Origin of the sequence: Bacillus cereus (genome assembly GCF_007678085.1) — a bacterium.
Lineage (GTDB): Bacteria > Bacillota > Bacilli > Bacillales > Bacillaceae_G > Bacillus_A > Bacillus_A cereus_BE.
In genome coordinates, this window is sequence record NZ_VEDW01000006.1 from 1 (window position 1) to 22,379 (window position 22,379).

Consider the following 22,379-nt stretch of genomic DNA (forward strand, 5'->3'; position numbering starts at 1 on the left):
ATAGGTTCGAGGTGGAAGCATGGTGACATGTGGAGCTGACGAATACTAATAGATCGAGGACTTAACCATATAATATGAAGCAAATGTTATCTAGTTTTGAAGGAATATACCTTCAATAGTCTGGTAATGATGGCAGAGAGGTCACACCCGTTCCCATACCGAACACGGAAGTTAAGCTCTCTAGCGCCGATGGTAGTTGGGACCTTGTCCCTGTGAGAGTAGGACGTTGCCAGGCAAAAACCTAAGTCGATTCGACTTAGGTTTTTTTGTGTATAATTCTATGTACCTTTAGTCATCTTACAAAGGCAAAAGAATGAAAATGAGGCTATTTAAAGTAATAGCAATGATTTTTTGTTTTCCAGGTTTTCCGATTGCTCCTAAAATAATCCCTATGATAGGAAACTTTATTTCTACCACAAGTATATATTTTAAATGATGAGAGTAAAAGAAGTGAGAGGATATAAAATAAGTATTTAATCATTACAGCAATGACTGCGATACAAAGGAATAAATATGAAAAGAGTGTAGTTCTTTTTTCATTATTGTCCTCCTTATAAATAAAATGAATATAAAGCATTCGGAGTGAGCATACAAACCGTTATGTATAGGATAGATCTCTAGAAATATATATTCTAATTTCTTATCCTTCTTGCATATAGTTACAATTATCCTTTTGAATATAACTAAAACACGAACGTTATTGGTGAGTAATAAAAAAACATTCGATTATTTGTTGACATTGTTTATGAAATATTGTTAATATAGCCATAGAAAGAATAATATATAAGACCTCATATAATCGCGGGGATATGGCCTGCAAGTCTCTACCTAACGACCGTTATTCGTTAGACTATGAGGGAAAGTCACTCGGTATTTTTCTATTCACAAGGGATACGTATGCCTGAGTAGAGCACTTTCTCTCATAGTAAAAGAGAAACTGTTCTATTTCAGGCTTTTTTTATTTGAATCGGGGGGATTCTAATATGAAATCACTAGTTGGAGTCATAATGGGAAGCACGTCAGACTGGGAAACAATGAAATATGCTTGTGACATTTTAGATGAATTAAATATACCGTATGAGAAAAAAGTTGTATCCGCTCATCGGACTCCGGATTATATGTTTGAATATGCAGAGACGGCTCGTGAACGTGGATTGAAAGTTATTATTGCTGGAGCTGGTGGAGCAGCGCATTTACCGGGAATGGTTGCAGCGAAGACGAATCTTCCTGTAATCGGAGTTCCAGTTCAATCAAAAGCGTTAAACGGCTTAGATTCATTACTATCCATCGTCCAAATGCCAGGAGGGGTTCCAGTTGCAACTGTTGCGATTGGTAAGGCTGGTTCAACAAATGCTGGTTTACTTGCTGCACAAATACTTGGATCATTCCATGATGATATACATGATGCATTAGAATTGAGAAGAGAAGCAATTGAAAAAGATGTGCGCGAAGGTAGTGAGCTAGTATGACGAGAATCATTTTACCAGGAAAAACAATCGGCATTATTGGTGGTGGCCAGCTAGGAAGAATGATGGCATTGGCAGCTAAGGAGATGGGATATAAAATTGCTGTTTTAGATCCTACAAAAAATTCACCATGTGCACAAGTTGCTGATATTGAAATTGTTGCACCATATGACGATTTAAAAGCAATTCAGCATTTAGCAGAGATCAGTGATGTTGTCACATATGAATTTGAGAATATTGATTATAGATGTTTACAATGGTTGGAAAAACATGCTTACTTACCGCAAGGCAGTCAATTGTTAAGTAAAACGCAAAATCGTTTTACAGAAAAGAATGCAATTGAAAAAGCGGGATTACCAGTAGCAACGTATAGATTGGTTCAAACTGAAGAGCAGCTTACTGAAGCAATCGCCGAGTTATCATATCCTTCCGTCTTAAAAACAACGACAGGTGGATATGACGGGAAAGGGCAAGTTGTTTTAAGAAGTGAAGCTGACGTTGATAAAGCGCGAGAGCTTGCGAATGCAGCAGAGTGTATTTTAGAGAAATGGGTGCCTTTTGAAAGAGAAGTATCAGTTATTGTAATTCGTAATGTAAGTGGTGAAACGAAAGTATTTCCAGTAGCGGAAAATATTCATGTAAATAACATTTTGCATGAGTCTATCGTTCCAGCTCGCATTACAGAAGAACTTTCTCAAAAAGCAATTGCTTATGCAAAAGTGCTCGCGGATGAACTAGAACTTGTGGGAACACTAGCGGTAGAGATGTTTGTTACAGCTGATGGTGAGATTTATATTAATGAATTAGCACCAAGACCTCACAATTCAGGTCACTATACACAGGATGCATGTGAAACGAGTCAATTTGGTCAACATATTCGAGCAATCTGCAATTTACCTCTTGGAGAAACAAATTTGTTAAAACCAGTTGTCATGGTAAACATTTTAGGCGAACATATAGAAGGGGTCCTAAGACAAGTGAATAGATTAACCGGGTGCTATTTACACTTGTATGGAAAAGAAGAAGCAAAAGCGCAGCGAAAAATGGGGCATGTTAATATTTTAAATGATAATATTGAAGTCGCTCTAGAAAAAGCGAAGAGTTTGCATATTTGGGACCATCAAGAACAACTGTTGGAGGGAAAAAGATGATTAGTCGTTATACACGCCCAGAAATGGGTGCAATTTGGACGGAAGAGAACAAATTTAAAGCGTGGTTAGAAGTTGAGATTTTAGCTTGCGAAGCATGGGCTGAGCTTGGCGATATTCCAAAAGAAGATGTTAAAAAAATTCGTGAGCATGCATCATTTGATATTGATCGTATTTATGAAATTGAAAAAGAGACACGTCATGACGTAGTTGCATTCACTCGTGCTGTATCAGAAACACCAGCATTAGGTGAGGAACGTAAATGGGTTCATTACGGTTTAACATCTACAGACGTAGTCGATACAGCGTTATCTTACATCTTAAAACAAGCGAATGAAATCATATTAAAAGACTTAGAAAACTTTGTAAGCATTTTAGCTAACAAAGCGAAAGAGCATAAATACACGATCATGATGGGAAGAACACATGGTGTTCATGCAGAACCAACAACATTTGGTTTAAAACTTGGTCTTTGGTATGAAGAAATGAAACGTAACGTAGAGCGTTTCAAGCAAGCTGCTGATACAGTGCGCGTTGGTAAATTATCTGGTGCGGTTGGTACATACGCAAATATCGATCCATTCGTAGAAAAGTATGTTTGTGAAAACTTAGGATTAGAAGCAGCACCAATTTCAACACAAACATTGCAACGTGATCGCCATGCTCATTACATGTCAACACTTGCACTAATCGCAACATCTATCGAAAAGATGGCAGTTGAGATTCGTGGTTTACAAAAGAGTGAAACACGTGAAGTTGAAGAAGCTTTCGCAAAAGGCCAAAAAGGGTCTTCTGCAATGCCACATAAACGTAATCCAATTGGATCAGAAAATATGACTGGTTTAGCTCGTGTTATCCGCGGTTATATGATGACAGCTTATGAGAATGTGCCATTATGGCATGAGCGTGATATTTCTCACTCGTCGGCAGAACGCGTAATTTTACCAGATGCTACAATCGCGTTAAATTACATGTTAAATCGCTTTGGTAATATCGTTAAAAACTTAACTGTATACCCAGAGAATATGAAACGCAATATGACAAGAACATACGGCTTAATTTATTCTCAGCGCGTAATGCTTACATTAATCGATAAAGGTATGGTACGTGAAGAAGCTTACGATATCGTACAGCCTAAAGCGATGGAAGCTTGGGAAACACAAGTACAATTTAAAGAACTTGTAGAAGCTGATGAGCGTATTACGAGCAAGTTAACACAAGAAGAAATTAATGAATGCTTCAACTATGAGCATCATATGCAACACGTTGATACAATCTTTGAACGCTTAGGATTAAACGAGGCGTAAAATTTCATATGGCACAGAATAGAGTCATTCTGTGCCATTCTTTATAAAAATATTATTCACATTTTTCAAACTACAGGGGGCTTGCGAAATGCAAAAGCTAGAATTGCTGTATGAAGGTAAGGCAAAAAGAATTTATCGTACAGAATCAGCAGATATGGTTTGGGTAGAGTACAAAGATAGTGCGACTGCTTTCAATGGGGAGAAAAAAGAGACAATTACAGGAAAAGGTCGTTTGAACAATGAGATTACAACTTTATTGTTCAGAAAGTTACAAGAAGTAGGAATTAAAACACATTTTATTGAGAAGTTATCTGATATAGAGCAACTTGTTAAAAAAGTGAGTATTATTCCTTTAGAAGTTGTCACAAGAAATGTAATTGCAGGAAGTCTTTCAAAACGATTAGGAATGGAAGAGGGAACTGTACTTGCAGAACCAATCGTAGAATTTTACTTCAAAGATGATGATTTAGGAGATCCGCTTGTAACGGAAGATCATATTCGTGTATTAAACGTTGCATCGCCAGAGCAAGTAAGCGTATTAAGAGAAATGGCTCTACAAATCAATCAAGTGTTGATTGATCATTTCGCAAGCTGTCGTGTAAGACTAATAGATTTCAAATTAGAGTTTGGTGTAACGGAAGAAGGAGAAATTATTTTAGCGGATGAAATTTCACCAGATACTTGCCGTTTATGGGATGAAACGAGCAATGAAAAGTTTGATAAAGACGTATTCCGTCGCGATCTTGGAAATTTAACAGATGCTTATGAAGAGATTTTAAAACGTTTAGGGGGAATTTCACATGTATAAAGTTAAGGTATATGTAACATTAAGAGAAAGCGTATTAGATCCACAAGGAACAGCGGTAAAAGGAGCACTTCATAGTCTTTCATTTACAGAAGTACAAGATGTTCGAATCGGAAAGTACATGGAACTAACAATTGATAAATCAGTATCTGACCTTGACGCAAAGGTTAAGGAAATGTGTGAAAAACTATTAGCAAACGTTGTAATGGAAGACTTCCGTTATGAAGTTGAGGAGGTTGTCGCACAGTGAAATTTGCCGTAATAGTATTTCCAGGTTCGAACTGTGATGTCGATATGTTCCATGCAATTAAAGATGAGCTCGGCGAAGAAGTAGATTACGTTTGGCACGATACAGAGAATTTAGATGAATATGATGCAATTCTACTACCAGGTGGATTCTCTTACGGTGACTACTTACGCTGTGGTGCTATTTCTCGCTTCGCGAATGCAATGAAAGCAGTGCAAAAAGCTGCTGAGCAAGGAAAGCCGATTTTAGGTGTATGTAATGGATTCCAGATTCTTGTTGAATCAGGATTACTACCAGGAGCGTTAATGAGAAACGAAAATTTAAAATTTATGTGTCGCACTGTTCAGTTGCGTGTTGAAAATAATGAAACGATGTTTACATCACAATATGAAAAAGATGAAGTAATCAATATTCCAATCGCGCATGGTGAGGGTAATTACTATTGTGATGAAGAAACGCTAAAACGATTAGAAGAGAATAATCAAATCGCATTCCGTTACGTAGAAAATCCGAATGGAAGCGTTTCAGATATTGCTGGTATTGTAAACGAAAAAGGAAATGTACTTGGTATGATGCCACACCCAGAGCGTGCTGTAGATGAATTACTTGGCGGTGCTGAAGGGTTAAAAGTCTTTCAATCTATCTTAAAACAGTGGAGGGAAACATATGTCGTTAATGCTTGAACCAAATCCAACACAAATTAAAGAAGAGCGCATATATGCGGAAATGGGGCTAACAGACGAAGAGTTTGCCATGGTTGAAAAGATTCTAGGCCGTCTGCCAAATTATACAGAAACAGGATTATTCTCTGTTATGTGGTCTGAACATTGCAGTTATAAAAATTCAAAACCAGTACTTCGAAAATTCCCAACAACAGGTGAACGCGTCTTGCAAGGACCTGGGGAAGGTGCTGGAATTGTAGATATCGGTGATAATCAAGCGGTTGTATTTAAAATGGAAAGTCACAACCACCCATCTGCAATTGAACCATATCAAGGAGCAGCAACAGGCGTTGGTGGTATTATCCGTGACGTATTCTCTATGGGAGCACGCCCAGTAGCTCTATTAAACTCACTTCGCTTCGGTGAATTACAGTCACCACGTGTGAAATATTTATTCGAAGAAGTAGTAGCAGGGATTGCTGGATACGGTAACTGTATTGGCATTCCGACTGTTGGTGGCGAAGTACAGTTTGATCCGTGTTATGAAGGAAATCCACTTGTAAATGCAATGTGCGTAGGCTTAATTAACCACGAAGACATTAAAAAAGGGCAAGCGCACGGTGCTGGAAATACAGTAATGTACGTAGGAGCATCAACTGGTCGTGACGGTATTCACGGTGCAACATTCGCATCTGAAGAGTTATCTGAAAGCTCAGAAGCGAAGCGTCCAGCAGTTCAAGTAGGAGATCCATTTATGGAGAAACTTCTTATTGAAGCTTGCTTAGAACTTATTCAGTCAGATGCACTTGTTGGAATTCAAGATATGGGTGCAGCTGGTTTAACATCATCTTCTGCGGAAATGGCAAGTAAAGCGGGAATGGGTATTGAAATGTACTTAGATGATGTACCACAGCGTGAAACAGGAATGACACCATATGAAATGATGCTATCTGAATCACAAGAGCGTATGTTAATTGTTGTGAAAAAAGGTAGAGAGCAAGAAATAGTAGATTTATTCGAGAAGTATGGTCTTGCAGCCGTTACGATGGGGAAAGTAACGGAAGATAAAATGCTTCGCTTATTCCATAAAGGTGAAAAGGTAGCTGAAGTACCAGCAGATGCCCTTGCAGAAGAAGCACCAATTTATCATAAACCATCAAAAGAAGCAGCATACTTTGCTGAATTCCAGGCAATGAAAATGGAAACACCAAAAGTAGAAAATTATAAAGAAACGTTATTCGCTCTATTACAACAACCGACGATTGCAAGTAAAGAGTGGGTTTATGATCAATATGATTATCAAGTTCGCACAAGCACAGTTGTTACACCAGGTTCAGATGCAGCAGTTGTACGTGTACGCGGTACAGAAAAAGGATTAGCAATGACGACAGATTGTAACTCCCGCTACATTTATTTAGATCCAGAAGTGGGCGGTAAAATTGCAGTAGCAGAGGCAGCACGTAATATCGTATGTTCTGGGGGAGAGCCACTTGCAATTACAGATTGCTTAAACTTCGGTAATCCAGAAAAACCAGAAATCTTCTGGCAAATTGAGAAATCAGTAGATGGTATGAGTGAAGCTTGTCGCACATTACAAACGCCAGTTATCGGCGGAAACGTATCAATGTATAACGAACGTAGTGGTGAAGCTGTATATCCAACACCGACAGTTGGGATGGTTGGACTTGTACACGATTTAAAACATGTAACAACACAAGAGTTTAAGCAAGCTGGCGATTTAGTTTATGTAATTGGAGAGACGAAAGCTGAGTTTGGTGGAAGTGAATTACAGAAAATGATTCACGGCAAAATTTTCGGTCAATCACCAAGCATCGATCTAGATGTAGAATTAAAGCATCAAAAACAAGTATTAGCAGCGATTCAAGCTGGCCTTGTTCAATCTGCTCATGATGTTGCAGAAGGTGGTTTAGCAGTTGCAATTACTGAAAGTGCAATTGGTGCAAAAGGTTTAGGTGCTACTGTGAAATTAGATGGAGAAGCAACAGCAGCATTATTCGCTGAATCACAATCTCGCTTCGTTATAACTGTAAAACGTGAAAATAAAGAAGCGTTCGAGAAAGCGGTAGAAGCAATTCAAATTGGAGAAGTGACAAATACAAATGAAGTAACAATTCATAATGAAGAAAATGAAGTATTACTTACAGCAAATGTAGATGAAATGAGAAAGGCTTGGAAAGGGGCAATCCCATGCTTGCTGAAATAAAGGGGTTAAATGAAGAATGTGGCGTTTTCGGAATTTGGGGGCATGAAAATGCAGCACAAGTTTCATACTACGGATTGCATAGTTTACAGCACCGTGGACAAGAAGGCGCAGGCATCGTCGTAAATAATGGTGAGAAAATTGTCGGTCACAAGGGGTTAGGTTTAATATCGGAAGTATTTTCAAGAGGTGAGCTAGAAGGCTTAAACGGAAAATCAGCAATTGGACATGTACGATATGCGACAGCTGGCGGAAGTGAAGTTGCTAACGTTCAACCATTATTATTCCGTTTTTCTGATCATAGTATGGCATTAGCTCATAACGGAAATTTAATTAATGCAAAAATGCTTCGCCGCGAATTAGAAGCAGAGGGAAGTATTTTTCAAACAAGTTCAGATACAGAAGTACTTTTACATCTTATTAAACGTAGTACGAAAGATTCGTTAATTGAGAGTGTAAAAGAGGCTCTAAATAAAGTGAAAGGTGCGTTTGCATATCTTTTACTAACTGGAAATGAAATGATCGTTGCACTAGACCCGAATGGATTCCGTCCTCTTTCAATTGGAAAGATGGGAGATGCTTACGTTGTAGCATCAGAAACATGTGCTTTCGATGTAGTAGGTGCAACATACATTCGTGATGTAGAACCAGGTGAATTACTTATCATCAATGATGAAGGAATTCACGTAGATCGTTTTACAAATGAAGTAGATCATGCAATTTGTAGTATGGAGTACATTTACTTCGCACGTCCGGATTCTAATATTGCAGGTATTAACGTCCATGCAGCACGTAAAAACATGGGAAAACGTTTGGCGGCAGAAGCTCCTATTGAAGCTGATGTTGTTACTGGCGTGCCAGACTCTAGTATTTCGGCAGCAATTGGTTATGCTGAGGCAACAGGCATTCCATATGAGTTAGGATTAATTAAAAATCGTTACGTTGGACGTACGTTTATTCAACCTTCTCAAGAACTGCGAGAGCAAGGGGTTAAGATGAAGCTTTCAGCAGTAAGAGGTGTAGTTGAGGGAAAACGAGTTGTTATGATTGACGATTCTATCGTAAGAGGAACAACGAGTAAACGAATTGTTCGCATGCTTCGTGAGGCTGGAGCGACAGAAGTTCACGTAAGAATTGCGTCACCACCTCTGAAATATCCATGCTTCTATGGCATTGATATTCAAACGAGAAAAGAATTAATTGCAGCAAATCATACAGTAGAAGAAATTCGTGAAATGATCGGTGCAGACTCATTAACATTTTTAAGTGAAGATGGATTAGTAGATGCAATTGGACGTCCATATGAAGGGAAATACGGCGGTCTATGTATGGCGTACTTCAATGGAGACTATCCAACAGCTCTTTATGATTATGAGCAAGAGCTTTTAGAAAGTATGAAATAAGAAGAAAAAGCTTCTACTTCTTTTGATGTAGAAGCTAGCTTCTTTCTTAAAACGGCCGGCCCTGGATAGGGAGAAATTAAAAGACGAGGTGTAGATAACGATGGCGAATGCATATAAGCAAGCAGGAGTAGATATTGAAGCTGGATATGAAGCGGTATCTCGCATGAAAAAACACGTACAAACAACAATGAGAAAAGAAGTACTAGGCGGTTTAGGCGGTTTTGGAGGTATGTTTGATCTATCAAAATTTGCATTAGAAGAACCTGTATTAGTATCTGGAACAGATGGCGTGGGAACGAAATTGATGCTCGCTTTTATGGCAGATAAACATGACACAATTGGTATTGATGCAGTAGCAATGTGTGTAAATGATATTGTTGTCCAAGGAGCAGAGCCGCTTTTCTTCCTTGATTATATTGCTTGCGGTAAAGCTGAACCTAGTAAAATTGAAAACATCGTCAAAGGTATATCAGAGGGCTGTCGCCAAGCTGGTTGTGCATTAATTGGTGGAGAAACAGCTGAAATGCCAGGAATGTATTCTACGGAAGAGTATGATTTAGCTGGTTTTACAGTTGGGATTGTTGATAAAAAGAAAATTGTAACAGGTGAAAAAATTGAAGCGGGTCACGTATTAATTGGCTTAGCATCTAGCGGTATTCATAGTAATGGTTATTCTTTAGTACGAAAAGTATTACTAGAAGATGGAGAACTATCTTTAGATCGCATTTACGGACGCTTAGAACTACCTCTTGGTGAAGAATTATTAAAACCAACGAAAATTTATGTCAAACCTATTTTAGAACTATTGAAGAAATATGAAGTATACGGTATGGCGCATATTACAGGTGGCGGGTTCATTGAAAATATTCCACGTATGTTACCAGAAGGAATCGGTGCAGAAATTGAGTTAGGATCTTGGAAAATCCAACCGATCTTCAGTTTACTTCAAGAAGTTGGAAAACTAGAAGAGAAAGAAATGTTCAATATTTTTAACATGGGTATTGGTATGGTAGTAGCGGTGAAGGAAGAAGAGGCAAAAGATATTGTTCGTCTTCTTGAAGAGCAAGGAGAAACAGCTCGTATTATTGGACGTACTGTACAAGGGAACGGCGTTACCTTTAATGGGGGAGCGGCACTATGAGTAGATTAGCAGTTTTTGCTTCTGGGAGCGGCTCTAATTTTCAATCTCTTATCAATGCAGTAGAAGAAAAAAGATTAGACGCTGATATTAGTTTATTAGTATGTGATAAACCAGAAGCACGCGCTGTTGGACGGGCACATTATCATCATATTCCATGTTTCGCTTTTTCAGCGAAAGTATATGAGTCAAAAGAAGCATTTGAAAAAGAAATATTAAAGAAGCTAGAAGAGTATGAAATTGATTATGTTATTTTAGCTGGATATATGCGTTTAATTGGACCAACTTTACTAGAAGCTTACGGCGGAAAGATTATCAATATTCATCCATCACTATTACCGAGTTTTCCAGGGAAAGATGCTGTTGGTCAAGCGTTAGAAGCAGGTGTGAAAGTAACTGGAGTAACGATTCATTATGTAGATGCAGGTATGGATACAGGGCCAATTATTGCGCAAGAAGCAGTAGTTGTTTCTGAAGGGGATACGAGAGAAAGCTTACAAAAGAAAATTCAACAAGTTGAACATAAATTATACGTAAATACAGTGAATCAAATTGTTCAATCTGTGAAAGAACCAACTGTTAACTAACATACAACCAGGGGTGAAGGATAAATGAAAAAGCGTGCATTAGTGAGTGTTTCAGATAAAACAGGAGTAGTAGAATTTGTTAAAGGTTTACTAGAACAAGGGATCGAAGTTATATCAACAGGTGGTACGAAAAAATTACTAGAAGAAAACGGCTTACAAGTAATTGGTATTTCTGAAGTAACTGGGTTCCCAGAAATTATGGATGGCCGCGTAAAAACATTACATCCAAACATTCATGGTGGTCTATTAGCAGTTCGCGATAATGAAACGCATGTAGCGCAAATGAATGAGTTAGGTATGCAACCAATTGATTTTGTTGTTGTTAACTTATACCCATTCAAAGAAACAATCGCTAAGCCTGATGTAACATTTGCTGATGCAATTGAAAATATTGATATCGGTGGTCCAACAATGATTCGCTCTGCTGCGAAAAATCATAAATTTGTATCGGTAATTGTAGATCCAGTAGATTATGATGTTGTATTAGCGGAACTGAAAGAGAACGGTGAAGTAAAAGAAGAAACGAAACGTAAATTAGCAGCGAAAGTATTCCGTCATACAGCGGCATATGATGCGTTAATCTCTAACTACTTAACGGAGCAAATGGGTGAAGAAAGCCCAGAAACATTAACAGTGACATTTGAGAAAAAACAAGATTTACGTTATGGAGAAAATCCACATCAAAAAGCAACATTCTATAAAGCACCATTCGCTGTAACTTCTTCTGTTGCATACGCAGAACAATTACACGGTAAAGAATTATCTTATAACAATATTAACGATGCAGATGCAGCGCTTAGTATCGTGAAAGAATTTACAGAACCAGCAGTAGTAGCGGTAAAACATATGAATCCATGTGGTGTTGGAGTAGGAACTGATATTCATGAAGCGTATACACGCGCTTATGAAGCAGATCCAGTATCCATTTTTGGTGGTATTATCGCAGCAAATCGTGAAATTGACAAAGCTACAGCTGAAAAGTTACATGAAGTTTTCTTAGAAATCGTTATCGCTCCTTCGTTCTCACAAGAAGCTTTAGACGTATTGCAAAGCAAGAAAAACTTACGCTTACTAACTGTAGATATTGAAAAAGCGACAAGTGCAAGTAAAAAGTTAACTTCTGTACAAGGTGGTCTTCTCGTTCAAGAGGAAGATACGTTATCATTAGATGAAAGTACAATTTCAATTCCGACAAAGCGTGAACCGTCAGAGCAAGAGTGGAAAGATTTAAAACTAGCTTGGAAAGTTGTAAAACATGTGAAATCAAATGCAATTGTTTTAGCGAATGATAACATGACAGTTGGTGTAGGCGCGGGACAGATGAACCGTGTAGGTTCTGCAAAAATCGCAATTACACAAGCTGGCGAAAAAGCACAAGGTAGCGCACTTGCATCTGATGCTTTCTTCCCAATGCCAGATACAGTAGAGGAAGCAGCAAAAGCAGGGATTACAGCAATCATTCAACCAGGCGGATCAATCCGTGACGAAGATTCTATTAAGATGGCGGATGCGTATGGGATTGCTATGGTGTTCACTGGCGTACGTCATTTCAAACACTAATAGAGGATGTTTAAAAAGTCCGGTCAAGATAACCTTCGCAAGTCTTCGTTGCATTGCCAGTGCGGTACTCATGTAGGAAAGCTACACTCCGTGTCCTCCTGTCAAATGCGCCTAGACCTGCTCGGTTCTCTTGATCCTCCTTTTTCAACCTTTATTAATATGGATGTTTAAAAAGTCCGGTCAAGAAAACCTTCGCATGTCGTCGTTGCATTGCCAGTGCGGTACTCATGTAGGAAAACTACACTCCGTGTCTTCCTGTCAAATGCGCCTCGACCTGCTTGGTGCTCTTGAGTCTCCTTTTTAAACTTGTATTGATATGAAAACAAACTAGGAGCATAGCTTCTAGTTTGTACTTATTTAAGTATTGGGGGATGAAATATGAATGTTTTAGTAATCGGCCGCGGTGGGCGTGAGCATGCTTTAGCTTGGAAGTTTGCACAATCTGCAAAAGTGAAAAAGGTATATGTAGCACCGGGTAATGAAGGTATGCGCGATGTTGCAACACCAGTAGATATTGATGAAAATGATTTTGATGCATTAGTTCTATTTGCCAAAGAGAATAAGGTTGAATTAACTTTCGTTGGACCAGAAATTCCGCTTATGAATGGAATTGTTGATCGCTTTAAGGAAGAGGGGCTTCGTGTGTTTGGCCCAAATAAAGCGGCTGCTGTTATTGAAGGTAGTAAGGCTTTTACGAAAGAATTGATGAAAAAGTATGATATTCCAACTGCGGCATATGAAACTTTTACAGATTATGAAGAAGCAGTACAGTACATTCAAAAAGTTGGTGCACCGATTGTTATTAAGGCGGATGGATTAGCTGCTGGTAAAGGTGTAACGGTAGCAATGACGCTTGAAGAGGCATTACAAGCTGTGAAAGAGATGCTACAAGATGTAAAGTTTGGCGAAGCAAGTAAGAAGGTCGTTATTGAAGAGTTTTTAGATGGACAAGAATTTTCATTAATGGCATTTGTAAATGGAACAAATGTGCATCCGATGGTAATTGCGCAAGATCATAAACGAGCTTTCGATGGTGATAAAGGTCCAAATACAGGCGGGATGGGTGCGTATTCTCCAGTACCACAAATTCCAGAATCAGCAGTTCAAGAGGCGATAAAAACGGTATTACATCCAACTGCTAAAGCGATGATTGCAGAAAACCGTTCGTTTACAGGAATTTTATATGCGGGACTCATTTTAACAAATGATGGCCCAAAGGTAATTGAATTTAATGCCCGCTTTGGAGATCCTGAAACAGAAGTAGTATTACCTCGCTTAGAGAATGATTTAGTTGATGTATGTAACGCTGTATTAGATGAAAGTGAGTTAACATTACAATGGTCAGAGGAAGCCGTAATTGGTGTTGTACTTGCTTCGAAAGGATATCCAGAAGCATATAAAAAAGGTGACATTATTAAAGGATTAGATGCATTGCAAGATGTAATTGTGTTTCATTCAGGTACAGCAATGAAACATGGTGATTTTGTAACAAACGGTGGCCGTGTACTATTTGTCGCTTGTAAGGCAAATAGTTTACAAGAAGCGAAAGATAAGGTATATAAAGAAATCGGCAAAATTGAGAGTGATGGTCTATTTTACCGAAGTGATATAGGATATCGTGCAATTGGGCATGAGATGACGAGAAGCTAGTAATAAAAAATCCCGCTGAGAAATCAGCGGGATTTTTTATGCATCTTTATCTTTTTTCAATTTACCTTTTTGCTTTGCCATTTCTCGAAGTAAATACTCGATGTGTGCATTGACGCTACGAAACTCATCATTCGCCCATTTTTCGATGACTGCGTGTAATTCAGGATCAATACGTAATGGAAAGCTTTTCTTTTTAGCCATAATGATTTACAACCTTTTAGTATAGGCTTCCTGTATTAATAACCGGTTGCGCACCTTTATCTGAAACGATGGCAACTAATAAGTTGTTTACCATATTTGCTTTACGCTCGTCATCTAATTCCAGTACGCCTTCTTCATCTAGCATATGGATTGAATCTTTTGCCATCTTCACAGCACCTTCAACAATCTCTTTTCTAGCAGCTAATACTGCTTTTGCTTGTTGACGTTGGAGCATTGCATGGGCAATTTCTGTTGCGTAAGCTAAATGTGTTAAACGAGTTTCTAATACTTCTACGCCAGCGATTTCAAGGCGTGCTTCTAACTCACGTTTTAATTCTTCAGAGATTTCTTCCGTATTTCCGCGTAACGTGATGCAAGTTTCATCTTGGAAATTATCATAAGGATATTTTGTTGCAACGTGGCGGATTGCTGTTTCACTTTGAATTTCTACAAATCGATCGTAATGTTCAACACCGAACATTGCTTTTGCAGAATCAACAACTTTATATACGATAACGGCTGCAATTTCAATCGGATTTCCCTCGACATCATTTACTTTTAATTTCTTACTATTAAAGTTTTCAACACGTAATGATACAGTTTGACGGAATGCGAACGGAATCGTTAAAAATAAACCATTTTGACGAATTGTTCCTAAGTAATTACCGAAAAACGTAATGACTTTCGCTTGGTTTGGTTGAACAATACCAATACCTGTAGCAAGAACTGCGGCTAAAATAATAGTTAATGCTGCTCCTATGAAAATTTCTTGCACGAGGAAAAATACACCGATAGCGGCTAAAATCAAAATTCCAATAATCCCAAGAAAACCATTAACATAAAATACTTGTTTTTCTTTCATATGATCGCCTCCTGATATAAAAATGATATCACTTTTATATCATTTTTAGCAAGGGGTTTACACCTAATTTTCTGAATTTTATTGATTGGGCATCTCTTATGTATATTTTAAGGTTTAAAATAAGAATGTACGTTCTGTTTTGTGGTAAAATAAAGAAGACTTAACCGCCCACTGCAGCAGCTAAGTCCCTTTGAGAGCATCTTGCATCGTGACAAATGATTCAAAGCGGTTTTGCCAGGATTATATCTTCAATCGCTGACTCAATCTCTTTGTCAGAAGCGTCAAAACTTCCATTTGACCGTGGTTTGTCGTGATTGGAAGTTTGATTCACTTCTTCTTTAGCATGTCCCTTTTCAGTAAAATTCATGCTAGGCATTTTAAATGCCCCCATATTCATGTATTTTCCGAATTTCCACATTTCAACAACAGGACAGAAACGAACAATTCCCTCTGCAATTTTCATTGCGCCAATCCATAACAAGACGTTAGACCAAGTGCACCACGGCTTGCGTACAAGTTTAGCGCTACTACAGCCGAAGAGGATAAGTCCGAGTGTAATTCGAATTAGGGCATTTATTGTACCGATGTTTTGCTTCATTAGAAAAACACTCCTTTTTATGAAAGTTGAAATAGATAATACTATTTCTTTTATTAGTATCCCGTGTGATTTTAGGGATATGTAATCCAACTTTTGACGTTGAAAAAGATGTTGGATTGTGCGTGTGTGTAAGTCGCTTTTTTTGTTATAATGAAAGAATGCATAAAAGGAAGTTCAAAATTAAATCCTCTAGTTTGAAAAAATGTGGAAGAGGGAATTCCAAACTTAATTCTCCGTTTTAAACAAATATTTAAGATGAAGTTAAAAAATCCTAATGAAAATAAACTGTTATTTTGAACAGAAATATATATAAATAGAGAAAAGAAAGGGTGTTTTCATGTACGATATTTCCGGGTGGAAACATGTATTTAAGCTTGATCCAAATAAGGAGTTAAGTGATGAACATTTAGAAATGATTTGTGAGTCTGGAACCGATGCTGTTATTGTAGGCGGAAGTGATGGAGTGACAATTGATAATGTACTACACATGCTAGTTAGTATTCGTAGATATGCAGTTCCTTGTGTGTTAGAGGTTTCTGATGTGGAAGCAATTACACCAGGATTTGATTTTTATTATATCCCAAGCGTTTTAAATAGCCGAAAAGTAGAATGGGTAACAGGCATTCATCATGAGGCTTTGAAAGAATTTGGGGATATTATGGACTGGGATGAAATTTTCATGGAGGGGTATTGTGTTTTAAACCCTGAAGCGAAAGTAGCCCAGCTTACAGATGCGAAATGTGATGTAACAGAAGATGATGTGATTGCATACGCGCGTTTAGCAGACAAGCTATTACGTTTACCGATATTTTATTTAGAATATAGCGGTACGTATGGAGACAGTGAACTTGTTAAAAATGTAAAAGCAGAATTAAAACAAGCGAAGTTGTATTATGGCGGCGGTATTTCTAATGCAGAACAAGCGAAGGAAATGGCGCAATACGCTGATACAGTAGTTGTTGGAAATATTATTTATGATGATATAAAATCCGCGTTAAAAACAGTTAAAGCAGTAAAAGGAGAGTAGGTGCAGGCGTATATGAGTAAGACAGATAGGTTATTAAATGGTTTAAATCCGCAGCAGCAAAAAGCAGTACAAACAACGAACGGGCCACTTCTATTAATGGCAGGTGCAGGTAGTGGTAAAACACGTGTGTTAACACATCGTATTGCGTATTTACTTGGTGAAAAAGGTGTAGCGCCATGGAATGTACTAGCTATTACCTTTACAAATAAAGCAGCTCGTGAAATGCGCGAGCGTATTGATACACTTGTCGGACCAGAAGCAGAAGATATTTGGATTTCTACGTTCCACTCTATGTGTGTACGTATTTTGCGACGTGATATCGATCGTATTGGTATTAATCGTAACTTTACAATCTTAGATTCAGGCGATCAGTTAACTGTAGTCAAAAAAATTATGAAAGAGCGCAATATTGATCCGAAGAAATTTGAGCCGCGCTCTATTTTAGCTGGTATTAGTAATGCGAAAAATGAATTGTTATCTGCAGATAAATATGCGAAAAAAATTACAATCGCTGATCCATATGAAAAATTAACGAGTGATGTATATACAGAATATCAAAAACGTCTTCTGAAAAATAACTCATTAGACTTTGATGATTTAATTATGACAACGATTCAGCTATTTGAACGTGTTCCAGAAGTACTAGAGTTTTATCAGCGCAAGTTCCAATACATTCACGTGGATGAGTATCAAGATACGAACAAAGCGCAGTACCTTCTTGTAAAACATTTAGCAGCACGTTTTAAAAATTTATGTGTTGTAGGTGACTCAGATCAATCCATTTACCGCTGGCGCGGGGCTGACATTTCTAACATTTTGTCATTCGAAAAAGACTATGAGAATGCGCAAGTTATTTTGTTAGAACAAAACTATCGTTCATCACAAAATATTTTAAATGCAGCGAATGCTGTAATCGAAAGAAATACGAATCGTAAACCGAAAAAATTATGGACAGACAATCAAGTTGGAAGCAAAATCTCGTATTATCGTGCTGCAACGGAAAAAGACGAAGCATACTTTGTTGCGAAAAAAATTCGTGATGATATTCAAATGGGGAAACGAAAATATACTGATTTTGCAGTGTTATATCGTACAAATGCACAGTCTCGTATGGTCGAGGAGATTTTCCTAAAATCTAATATTCCTTACAAAATTGTCGGCGGTACGAAGTTCTACGATCGTAAAGAGATTAAAGATATTTTGGCGTATTTACGTTTAATTGGGAATCCAGATGATGAGATTAGTTTCGCACGTATTATAAACATGCCAAAGCGCGGAATTGGTGCGACTTCTATCGATAAAATTATTAATTACGGTGTACAAAATGGAATTTCATTAACTGCTGTATTCGATGAGATTGAGCATGTTGGAGTAAGTGCCAAGGTTACAAAGGCAGTAAAAGAATTCGCAGGTTTATTACACAACTGGGTAAATATGCAAGAGTATTTATCTGTTACAGAATTGGTAGAAGAAGTTATTGAAAAAACAGGCTATCGCGCTATGTTGAAAAATGAGCGTACTTTAGAAGCAGAAGGTCGTTTAGAGAACTTAGATGAGTTTTTATCTGTTACGCAAACATTTGAATCTCAAAGCGAAGATAAGAGCCTTGTTGCCTTCTTAACAGACTTAGCGCTTGTTGCTGATATTGATCGTGTAGATGAAGATCCAACTGCTGGTGAGGAAGTTATTTTAATGACGATGCACTCAGCGAAAGGATTAGAATTCCCAGTGGTCTTTATTGTTGGGTTAGAGGAAGGAATATTCCCGCATACTCGTTCTCTAATGGAAGAAGATGAAATGCAAGAAGAGCGTCGCCTTGCTTATGTAGGTATTACTCGTGCAGAAGAAGAGTTATATTTATCCAATGCGCAAATGCGTACTTTATTTGGTAGAACAAGTATGAACGCTGCCTCTCGATTTATTACAGAAATCCCGGCAGATCTAGTAGAGTCGTTAAATGAAACAGCGCCAAAGCGTGAAACTTCGTTTGGTGCAAAAGGCAGAACAACAAGTACAAGTAAAATGACAACTACAACCACAACACGCTCTCGTTCAGCTTTCGCGCGTCCTGCAGCTAAGACGACAGGCGGCGAGCAAATCGGCTGGGCAGTAGGCGATAAAGCTTCCCACCAAAAATGGGGAGTCGGTACAGTTGTCAGTGTAAAAGGTGAAGGTGATGCAAAAGAATTAGATATTGCGTTCCCAAGCCCAATTGGTGTTAAACGTTTGTTAGCAAAATTTGCACCTGTGACGAAACAATAGGAAAGGAATGAGGATATGTCAAAAGAGATAGCAAAACAACGTATAGAAGAACTGCGTGATTTGTTAAATACATTTAACTATCAGTATCACGTATTAGACAATCCTTCTGTTTCTGATGCGGAGTATGACCGTAATATGCAGGAGCTTATAAAATTAGAAGCAGAGAATCCAGAGTTTATGAGTGAAGACTCTCCCTCCATTCGCGTTGGGGGAACTGTTCTTGATATATTTGAAAAAGTAACACATAAATCACCCATGTTAAGTTTAGGAAATGCATTTAACGAAGGAGATTTACGTGATTTCGACCGACGAGTACGTCAAGGAATTGATGATGCGAATGTAAGATATATATGTGAATTAAAAATTGACGGGCTTGCTGTTTCACTTCATTATGAAAAAGGACGCTTCATTCAGGGGGCAACGCGTGGTGATGGTGTAACAGGTGAAGATATTACCCAAAATTTAAAAACGATTAAAGCGATCCCGCTCCGTTTAAATGAAGAAGTAACGTTAGAAGCACGAGGCGAAGCTTATATGCCGAAGCGTTCATTCGTTAAGTTAAATGAAGAGAAAGAACAAAATGGTGAAGATGTATTTGCGAATCCGCGTAATGCGGCAGCAGGTTCAATACGCCAACTGGATCCCAAAATTGCAGCGAAGCGTAACTTATCTATGTTTGTGTACGGTCTTGCGAATGTAGAAGAAAAAACAATTCCATCACATAGTGAATCGCTTGATTTCTTAGGTGAACTTGGATTCAAAACAAATCCAAATCGTCGTACATGTGAAACAATCGAAGAAGTTATCGCTTATGTAGAAGAATGGCAAGAAAAACGTCCGCATCTTGATTATGAGATTGATGGAATCGTTATAAAAGTAGATGATGTTGCTCTCCAAGAAAGTCTAGGAACTACAGCAAAGAGTCCAAGATGGGCAATTGCTTATAAATTCCCGGCTGAAGAAGTTGTAACAAGATTAACAGGCATTGAATTAAGTGTTGGCCGCACAGGGGTTGTAACACCGACTGCAGAGTTAGAGCCAGTACGAGTAGCTGGTACTATCGTTCGTCGTGCTTCTTTACATAACGAAGATTTAATTCGTGAAAAAGACATTCGAATTGGTGACTACGTAGTTGTAAAGAAGGCAGGAGATATTATTCCTGAAGTTGTGAATGTTATTTTCGATAAGCGTACTGGTGAGGAAGAAGAATATCATATGCCAACGCATTGCCCAGCATGTGAGAGTGAACTAGTTCGTTTAGAAGAAGAGGTAGCACTTCGTTGTATAAATCCAACTTGTCCAGCTCAAATTCGAGAAGGGTTAATCCATTTCGTTTCAAGAAATGCAATGAATATTGATGGACTTGGAGAGCGTGTCATTACACAACTCTTTGATGCTGATTATATTCGTACATTTGCTGATTTATATTCGTTGACGAAAGAGCAATTATTGCAGTTAGAACGATTCGGTGAAAAATCAGCGACAAATTTAGTACAAGCAATTGAGAATTCTAAAGAAAACTCATTAGAGCGATTATTATTCGGTCTTGGTATTCGCCATGTCGGAGCGAAAGCAGCACGTACATTTGCAGAGCATTTTGAAACGATGGATGCGCTTGTGAAAGCAACGGAAGAAGAACTAAAAGCAATTAATGAGATTGGGGAAAAAATGGCTCAATCTGTCGTGACGTATTTTGATAATGAAGACGTATTAGAGTTATTACAACAATTTAAAGAGTATGGCGTGAATATGGCATACAAAGGTATAAAAATTGCTGATTTACAAAATGTTGAGTCTTACTTCGCAGGAAAAACTGTCGTTTTAACAGGGAAATTAGAAGTGATGGGACGTAGTGAAGCGAAGAAGAAGATTGAGGCATTAGGTGGAAAAGTAACAGGAAGTGTTAGTAAAAGTACGGATTTAGTTGTTGCAGGTGAAGCGGCAGGTTCGAAATTAGCACAAGCGGAGAAGCATAATGTTGAGGTTTGGAATGAAGAGAGGTTCTTACAAGAGCTAAATAAGTAAGAGGTGCAAACTTACCATGAAAAAAATAGCATTAGCGGTATTAAGCCTTGGCCTACTCGTAAGTGGGTGTAGTGCAGGTGCCGATAAAGATGAAAAAGTGGTTGAGAAATCGGGGAAAGCAAAAGAACAAGCAATCGTTCCGAAATACTCTATTTCGGATGAATATTATAAGGCGACTATTCCGTTTGAAGCAGGAGCTGCACGTGGTTTAGTTGTACAAGGAGTAAGTAATCGTCTTGATATAGATGAATTTGAAACAGGATTAATGCGTATTGCGAAAGAATCCTTTAGTACGAAAGATCATTTCTTTAAAGGTGGAAGTGCTCTAGATACTCAAAATTTGCAGATGCTTGTTAAAAGAAAGCGTACAGATGCTGAACAAAAGGAACTAGAGGACAAATTAAAAAAAGATGCAGTTAAATTTCCAAATATCGGGTTAAACCCGGCGTTAGGTGGAGGACCTGAATCATTAGAGGCAAAAAATAAAAAAAATCCAATATATATTTCAAATATTTTAGAGCATGATTATTATGTGAAAAAAGGCGAAACAGATGAACTCCAAGGCATTGTAGTTGGTTTAGCAATGAATTCGGTTCATTATTACGAGGAAGAGCATGGTTATCCGCGTGAGGCTAAAATTGAGCAAGAAAAAATGTTAGCTGAAGGGAAAAAAATGGCGCAAGAAGTCTTGAAATTTATGTATGAAAAAAAACCTGACACAAAAAATGTTCCGATAACATTTGCGATTTATCGTCAGGCTCCAAAGGCTTCACTCGTGCCAGGTAACTTTGTTTCTTATGCGAATGTTGAAAAAGGCAGTGAAACGGTTGAGGATTGGAAACAAATTAATGAGAAATATTATTTATTCCCATCTGAACAAGCGAAAACAGATAATAAACGTGAAGACCTGGCGAGAGTATCAAACTTTAAAGCAAAACTAAGCGATTATTTCCAAGGCGACTATACAGCTGTTATCGGTACTGGTATGTATAGAGACGATGAATTAAGAGAAATAAAGCTTGATATTCCTGTCCAGTTTAATGGGAAAGCGGAAATAATTGGTTTTACACAATATGTAGCCGGGCTTGTTATGGAATACTTCCCGAATTATATGAAAGTACAAGTAACGATTAAATCTGTAGAACGCCCAGAAGCGATTATTATACGTGAAGCGAAGCAAGATGAACCGTTTGTGAAAATTTTAGATTAA

General features: G+C 38.0%; 19 protein-coding genes, 1 rRNA gene, 1 pseudogene and 1 riboswitch. Of the genes and pseudogenes, 17 read left to right on the top strand and 4 right to left on the bottom strand.

Annotation, left to right across the window (positions count from 1 at the left end; genetic code table 11):
* Positions 1 to 119 precede the first annotated feature (119 nt).
* Positions 120 to 235, top strand: a 5S ribosomal RNA gene (rrf, locus tag FS742_RS23355).
* A 62-nt stretch (positions 236 to 297) separates the two neighbouring features.
* Here the strand turns inward: rrf and FS742_RS28100 are convergent.
* Positions 298 to 577 (bottom strand): annotated as a pseudogene (locus FS742_RS28100) (hypothetical protein).
* Positions 578 to 771: 194 nt separating this feature from the next.
* A riboswitch (purine riboswitch) is annotated at positions 772 to 873 on the top strand.
* Between the two features lie 110 nt (positions 874 to 983).
* Here FS742_RS28100 and purE point away from each other — a divergent pair.
* From purE to purD, 12 genes are all read left to right on the top strand, one after another.
* Entirely contained in the window at positions 984 to 1,469 is a 486-nt protein-coding gene (purE, locus tag FS742_RS23360) for a 5-(carboxyamino)imidazole ribonucleotide mutase (RefSeq protein WP_000839367.1), read from the top strand.
* Positions 1,466 to 2,617 (top strand): 5-(carboxyamino)imidazole ribonucleotide synthase, encoded by a 1,152-nt coding sequence (gene purK / locus FS742_RS23365; protein WP_144615398.1) that lies wholly within the window; start codon positions 1,466 to 1,468, stop codon positions 2,615 to 2,617. Before purE ends, purK begins: the two co-directional genes overlap by 4 nt.
* Complete coding sequence (gene purB, locus FS742_RS23370) at positions 2,614 to 3,921, top strand: adenylosuccinate lyase (RefSeq protein ID WP_000625682.1); 1,308 nt, start codon at positions 2,614 to 2,616, stop codon at positions 3,919 to 3,921. Before purK ends, purB begins: the two co-directional genes overlap by 4 nt.
* 88 nt (positions 3,922 to 4,009) lie before the next feature.
* Positions 4,010 to 4,729, top strand: coding sequence for a phosphoribosylaminoimidazolesuccinocarboxamide synthase (gene purC / locus FS742_RS23375; RefSeq protein WP_144615400.1), 720 nt, complete (start codon positions 4,010 to 4,012; stop codon positions 4,727 to 4,729).
* Complete coding sequence (gene purS, locus FS742_RS23380; RefSeq protein ID WP_000278820.1) at positions 4,722 to 4,976, top strand: phosphoribosylformylglycinamidine synthase subunit PurS; 255 nt, start codon at positions 4,722 to 4,724, stop codon at positions 4,974 to 4,976. The genes purC and purS overlap by 8 nt, the downstream gene beginning before the upstream one ends.
* The gene (gene purQ, locus FS742_RS23385) at positions 4,973 to 5,656 is read left to right on the top strand and encodes a phosphoribosylformylglycinamidine synthase subunit PurQ (RefSeq protein ID WP_048375606.1); all 684 of its coding nucleotides are present in this window, start codon (positions 4,973 to 4,975) and stop codon (positions 5,654 to 5,656) included. Before purS ends, purQ begins: the two co-directional genes overlap by 4 nt.
* Positions 5,640 to 7,859: a phosphoribosylformylglycinamidine synthase II gene (purL, locus tag FS742_RS23390; RefSeq protein ID WP_144615402.1), complete on the top strand. Its 2,220-nt coding sequence runs from the start codon at positions 5,640 to 5,642 to the stop codon at positions 7,857 to 7,859. The genes purQ and purL overlap by 17 nt, the downstream gene beginning before the upstream one ends.
* Positions 7,844 to 9,259: an amidophosphoribosyltransferase gene (gene purF / locus FS742_RS23395; RefSeq protein ID WP_000879029.1), complete on the top strand. Its 1,416-nt coding sequence runs from the start codon at positions 7,844 to 7,846 to the stop codon at positions 9,257 to 9,259. The genes purL and purF overlap by 16 nt, the downstream gene beginning before the upstream one ends.
* Positions 9,260 to 9,359: 100 nt before the next feature.
* Complete coding sequence (purM, locus tag FS742_RS23400; protein WP_144615404.1) at positions 9,360 to 10,400, top strand: phosphoribosylformylglycinamidine cyclo-ligase; 1,041 nt, start codon at positions 9,360 to 9,362, stop codon at positions 10,398 to 10,400.
* Positions 10,397 to 10,984, top strand: a complete 588-nt coding sequence (gene purN / locus FS742_RS23405) for a phosphoribosylglycinamide formyltransferase (RefSeq protein WP_144615406.1) — start codon at positions 10,397 to 10,399, stop codon at positions 10,982 to 10,984. Before purM ends, purN begins: the two co-directional genes overlap by 4 nt.
* 24 nt (positions 10,985 to 11,008) lie before the next feature.
* Positions 11,009 to 12,544 (top strand): bifunctional phosphoribosylaminoimidazolecarboxamide formyltransferase/IMP cyclohydrolase, encoded by a 1,536-nt coding sequence (gene purH / locus FS742_RS23410; RefSeq protein WP_144615408.1) that lies wholly within the window; start codon positions 11,009 to 11,011, stop codon positions 12,542 to 12,544.
* Between the two features lie 378 nt (positions 12,545 to 12,922).
* Positions 12,923 to 14,194 carry a phosphoribosylamine--glycine ligase gene (gene purD, locus FS742_RS23415; RefSeq protein WP_144615410.1) on the top strand — a complete coding sequence of 424 codons (1,272 nt, stop codon included), beginning with the start codon at positions 12,923 to 12,925 and terminating at the stop codon, positions 14,192 to 14,194.
* 36 nt (positions 14,195 to 14,230) lie between these two features.
* On the opposite strand, the gene FS742_RS23420 is transcribed toward purD, so the two are convergent.
* The 3 genes from FS742_RS23420 to FS742_RS23430 all read right to left on the bottom strand — a co-directional run bounded on the left by FS742_RS23420 (position 14,231) and on the right by FS742_RS23430 (position 15,855).
* Complete coding sequence (locus FS742_RS23420; RefSeq protein ID WP_001085171.1) at positions 14,231 to 14,395, bottom strand: type II toxin-antitoxin system antitoxin; 165 nt, start codon at positions 14,393 to 14,395, stop codon at positions 14,231 to 14,233.
* A gap of 16 nt (positions 14,396 to 14,411) precedes the next feature.
* Complete coding sequence (locus tag FS742_RS23425; protein WP_000660687.1) at positions 14,412 to 15,257, bottom strand: SPFH domain-containing protein; 846 nt, start codon at positions 15,255 to 15,257, stop codon at positions 14,412 to 14,414.
* Positions 15,258 to 15,477: 220 nt separating this feature from the next.
* On the bottom strand, positions 15,478 to 15,855 hold the full coding sequence (locus tag FS742_RS23430) for a YgaP family membrane protein (RefSeq protein WP_000812333.1): 378 nt from the start codon (positions 15,853 to 15,855) through the stop codon (positions 15,478 to 15,480).
* Positions 15,856 to 16,192: 337 nt separating this feature from the next.
* On the opposite strand from FS742_RS23430, the gene pcrB reads away from it, so the two are divergent.
* The 4 genes from pcrB to FS742_RS23450 are packed head-to-tail and all read left to right on the top strand — an operon-like array spanning position 16,193 to position 22,379.
* Positions 16,193 to 16,882 (top strand): heptaprenylglyceryl phosphate synthase, encoded by a 690-nt coding sequence (pcrB, locus tag FS742_RS23435; RefSeq protein ID WP_144615412.1) that lies wholly within the window; start codon positions 16,193 to 16,195, stop codon positions 16,880 to 16,882.
* 12 nt (positions 16,883 to 16,894) lie between these two features.
* Positions 16,895 to 19,144 carry a DNA helicase PcrA gene (gene pcrA, locus FS742_RS23440; protein ID WP_144615414.1) on the top strand — a complete coding sequence of 750 codons (2,250 nt, stop codon included), beginning with the start codon at positions 16,895 to 16,897 and terminating at the stop codon, positions 19,142 to 19,144.
* Between the two features lie 15 nt (positions 19,145 to 19,159).
* Positions 19,160 to 21,169 (top strand): NAD-dependent DNA ligase LigA, encoded by a 2,010-nt coding sequence (ligA, locus tag FS742_RS23445; protein ID WP_000031462.1) that lies wholly within the window; start codon positions 19,160 to 19,162, stop codon positions 21,167 to 21,169.
* Positions 21,170 to 21,185: 16 nt separating this feature from the next.
* Complete coding sequence (locus FS742_RS23450; RefSeq protein ID WP_144615416.1) at positions 21,186 to 22,379, top strand: CamS family sex pheromone protein; 1,194 nt, start codon at positions 21,186 to 21,188, stop codon at positions 22,377 to 22,379.

Bases quoted from the DNA above. Each gene is read 5' to 3' on its own strand.
- purE (WP_000839367.1), top strand. From the start codon at position 984: ATGAAATCACTAGTTGGAGTCATAATGGGAAGCACGTCAGACTGGGAA.
- purK (WP_144615398.1), top strand. From the start codon at position 1,466: ATGACGAGAATCATTTTACCAGGAAAAACAATCGGCATTATTGGTGGT.
- purB (WP_000625682.1), top strand. From the start codon at position 2,614: ATGATTAGTCGTTATACACGCCCAGAAATGGGTGCAATTTGGACGGAA.
- purC (WP_144615400.1), top strand. From the start codon at position 4,010: ATGCAAAAGCTAGAATTGCTGTATGAAGGTAAGGCAAAAAGAATTTAT.
- purS (WP_000278820.1), top strand. From the start codon at position 4,722: ATGTATAAAGTTAAGGTATATGTAACATTAAGAGAAAGCGTATTAGAT.
- purL (WP_144615402.1), top strand. From the start codon at position 5,640: ATGTCGTTAATGCTTGAACCAAATCCAACACAAATTAAAGAAGAGCGC.
- purF (WP_000879029.1), top strand. From the start codon at position 7,844: ATGCTTGCTGAAATAAAGGGGTTAAATGAAGAATGTGGCGTTTTCGGA.
- purM (WP_144615404.1), top strand. From the start codon at position 9,360: ATGGCGAATGCATATAAGCAAGCAGGAGTAGATATTGAAGCTGGATAT.
- purN (WP_144615406.1), top strand. From the start codon at position 10,397: ATGAGTAGATTAGCAGTTTTTGCTTCTGGGAGCGGCTCTAATTTTCAA.
- purH (WP_144615408.1), top strand. From the start codon at position 11,009: ATGAAAAAGCGTGCATTAGTGAGTGTTTCAGATAAAACAGGAGTAGTA.
- purD (WP_144615410.1), top strand. From the start codon at position 12,923: ATGAATGTTTTAGTAATCGGCCGCGGTGGGCGTGAGCATGCTTTAGCT.
- FS742_RS23420 (WP_001085171.1), bottom strand. From the start codon at position 14,395: ATGGCTAAAAAGAAAAGCTTTCCATTACGTATTGATCCTGAATTACAC.
- FS742_RS23425 (WP_000660687.1), bottom strand. From the start codon at position 15,257: ATGAAAGAAAAACAAGTATTTTATGTTAATGGTTTTCTTGGGATTATT.
- FS742_RS23430 (WP_000812333.1), bottom strand. From the start codon at position 15,855: ATGAAGCAAAACATCGGTACAATAAATGCCCTAATTCGAATTACACTC.
- pcrB (WP_144615412.1), top strand. From the start codon at position 16,193: ATGTACGATATTTCCGGGTGGAAACATGTATTTAAGCTTGATCCAAAT.
- pcrA (WP_144615414.1), top strand. From the start codon at position 16,895: ATGAGTAAGACAGATAGGTTATTAAATGGTTTAAATCCGCAGCAGCAA.
- ligA (WP_000031462.1), top strand. From the start codon at position 19,160: ATGTCAAAAGAGATAGCAAAACAACGTATAGAAGAACTGCGTGATTTG.
- FS742_RS23450 (WP_144615416.1), top strand. From the start codon at position 21,186: ATGAAAAAAATAGCATTAGCGGTATTAAGCCTTGGCCTACTCGTAAGT.